Source organism: Stenotrophomonas sp. P5_B8 (genome assembly GCF_054049855.1).
On record NZ_JBFULO010000608.1, the window covers coordinates 1 to 1,785 of the forward strand.

At 59.9% G+C, this 1,785-nt stretch carries 2 protein-coding genes and 1 tRNA gene; 2 read left to right on the forward strand and 1 reads right to left on the reverse strand.

The window, feature by feature from the left end; all coding sequences use genetic code 11:
* Positions 1–75 precede the first annotated feature (75 nt).
* Both csrA and ACXJKH_RS19905 read left to right on the forward strand, forming a co-directional pair.
* The gene (gene csrA, locus ACXJKH_RS19900) at positions 76–279 is read left to right on the forward strand and encodes a carbon storage regulator CsrA (protein ID WP_019183311.1); all 204 of its coding nucleotides are present in this window, start codon (positions 76–78) and stop codon (positions 277–279) included.
* An 81-nt stretch (positions 280–360) separates the two neighbouring features.
* Positions 361–453, forward strand: a tRNA-Ser gene (locus ACXJKH_RS19905).
* Between the two features lie 47 nt (positions 454–500).
* Here ACXJKH_RS19905 and ACXJKH_RS19910 read toward each other — a convergent pair.
* A complete protein-coding gene (locus ACXJKH_RS19910) occupies positions 501–1,721 on the reverse strand; it encodes an ISL3 family transposase (RefSeq protein ID WP_457321949.1) in 1,221 nt (406 codons plus the stop codon).
* Positions 1,722–1,785 lie beyond the last annotated feature (64 nt).

A 1,785-nucleotide genomic window follows, 5' to 3' on the forward strand; every position in this document is an offset into this window, starting at 1 on the left:
TTGTCGTGGGGCGCTCCTTGGCTGGGCGCCAAGCCGGTGGGGAAAACACCACCGGTTCCCTGGAGACTTGCAAAAATGTTGATCTTGACTCGCCGTGTAGGCGAAACCCTGATGATCGGTGACTCGGTCAGCGTGACCGTGCTCGGCGTCAAGGGCAACCAGGTGCGTATTGGCATCACCGCTCCGAAGGACGTGGCCGTGCACCGGGAAGAGATTTACCAGCGGATCCAGCGCGGCGACGAGCCGAATGCATCCGGAAGTGAAAATTCTTCGGATTAAGGCTTTACCTTCGGGTGMGAAAAAAGTTATTCTTCGCGCCCCCGCTGAGATGAAACAGCGCAGCGGCGGATCAAGAACACTGGAGCGGTGCCCGAGTGGCTGAAGGGGCTCCCCTGCTAAGGGAGTATAGGGCTTAAAACTCTATCGAGGGTTCGAATCCCTCCCGCTCCGCCAGATGTAAAGAAAGCCCCTGAGCGCAAGCTCAGGGGCTTTTTCTTGGTTCATCGTGGAATACCGGGGAAGGCGGCGCGGATCTTCAGGAAGAAGTACTCCTGATCCCGATAGCCGTAGGCCCGGCGTTTGATGACCTTGATGGTGTTGTTGATGCCTTCGACGATGCTGGTGTTGAGCTGGTGTCGGCAGCGAGACAGGATCCCGTGCAGATAGGCTTTGAGCCGTTGTGCGAACAAGGCCAGTGCAGCGATTCCGCTGCTCTGAGCTTGTTCCAGCCAGCGGTCCCACGCCTGCTGGGCCCAGCCAGGGCGGCGGTAGAACCACAAACGCTTCAGCTCATCGCGCATGAGATAGGCGGTGAGCAGCGGCTGGTTGGCTTCAAGTAGCTCGCTCAGTTGCACGGTTTGCCGCCGATCAAGGTTCTCCTGGTTGCGCAGAAGCAGCCAGCGACTGGACTTGATCACCCGACGGGCTGGTTTGTCGTGCCGCAGCTTGTTGGCCTGGTCGACACGAACCCGGTCGACCACTTCACGGCCATATTTGGCCACCACATGAAACAAGTCGTAGACGATCTCGGCGTTGGGACAGTTGGCCCGAATCTCCAGCTCATAGGCAGTCGTCATGTCGATCGCTACAGCTCGGATCTGCTCGGCGATACCCGTGGGAAGCTGCTTGAAGAAGGACGCGACAGTGTCGCGGGAGCGGCCATTGCCGAGCCACAACACCTGACGACTGATCGGATCGACAACGACGGTGGCGTAGCGATGGCCTTTGTGCAGCGCAAACTCGTCCATCGCCAGATAGTGAATCTGACTCCAGTCCGGCTCTCGAACCGTCTGGCGCAACAGGGCTTTATCCAGTGCTTTGACCGTGTGCCACCCGAGCTGGAAGAAGCGGGAGACCGCCAGGATGTTGCTGGAAGCAAGCAACTGGTTGACTGCCTCAGCCAGCCGGTCCGTAACCCGCTGATAGCGACCCAGCCAGCTCAGCTTCTCCAGCCGCGGACCACCACACTGATCGCACCAGACCCGCCGCCGGGGAACCACCAAAGCAACACGAAACGCCATCATCGGCAGATCCCGTACCCGGCGCACTGTCGTCTCGTGCACCTGCCTGCAGCGGCCGCCGCAGTGCTCGCAGTACATCATCCGTGCCGATGGCTTGAGGTGGATCGTGACAGTCCGACTACCATCCTCAGGCCATGCCACCCGCTCCACCCGATAGCCCTCCCAGCCACCAAGCTTCTCAATCGTTTTCCGGTCCAGCATGGCCTCACCCTTGAGCCGGCAAATCAGGCCTCAAGGGTATCGCTGATCAGACAAGACTCCACGG

Bases quoted from the DNA above. Each gene is read 5' to 3' on its own strand.
- csrA (WP_019183311.1), top strand. From the start codon at position 76: ATGTTGATCTTGACTCGCCGTGTAGGCGAAACCCTGATGATCGGTGAC.
- ACXJKH_RS19910 (WP_457321949.1), bottom strand. From the start codon at position 1,721: ATGCTGGACCGGAAAACGATTGAGAAGCTTGGTGGCTGGGAGGGCTAT.